The organism is Rhodoplanes sp. SY1, assembly GCF_046000175.1.
In the GTDB taxonomy this organism is placed as follows: Bacteria; Pseudomonadota; Alphaproteobacteria; order Rhizobiales; family Xanthobacteraceae; genus Rhodoplanes.
In genome coordinates, this window is record NZ_JBEOMB010000318.1 from 1 (window position 1) to 670 (window position 670).

The following is a 670-nucleotide window of genomic DNA, read 5'->3' on the forward strand; positions in this document are numbered from 1 at the left end:
TCATCACCCGCGATCTGTCACGCAGCGCCGTCGAGCGCTCGTTCGCGCGGGTTCTCGCCGCTGGCGCTGTTTGAACGCGCCGCTCGTCCCCGCCTTCGCGTTACGGGATGCACACAGCTCTAAAAGCTGCGAAGTTTCAGTCAGAGGCAATCACGCCGGCCGCTCCCTCCGACGTCATCGCCGGGCTCGACCCGGCGATCCATCCCTCTGCGACAGAACGCTTTCAGACGAACGTGATGGATGCGCGGGTCGAGCCCGCGCATGACGCCGCGGTGGGCGGTACGGGCTGCGCGAATCCCGTAGCGCCGTCGCGGGGACGCGCGGCAGTCGGGGCCGCTCATCACATCCGAAGATGCTCTAGCGTCAGCGCCCGCCCGGGCGGCCGGAGCGGCTCGCCGGCGGCGGTCGATCCGGCGCCGGTGTCGTGCCCTCGTCGATCGAGCGGGCGCGGCGCCAGTCGAGCGTGTTGGGCGGCTCCGGCGGGTCGGCCGGTCCGAAGGACGGGTCGGCGAAGGAGCGTCCGCCATAAGCGGCGACCGGCCGCGTGTCGTAGCGCTCCGCCCCATATCCGTCGGCCTCGTACCGGTCGTCGCCGGTCTCGCCGACCCCGACCGGTGACGGCGCGGCCGCCACGGCCCGCACCTCGGCCCAGGCGGCCGGCGGCGGGGGA

The 670-nt window shown here is 73.0% G+C and carries 1 pseudogene; it reads right to left on the bottom strand.

Features of this window, described 5'->3' with window-relative positions:
• Nucleotides 1-363: 363 nt before the first annotated feature.
• Nucleotides 364-670: pseudogene (locus ABTU92_RS29360) on the bottom strand (hypothetical protein); the annotation flags it as partial.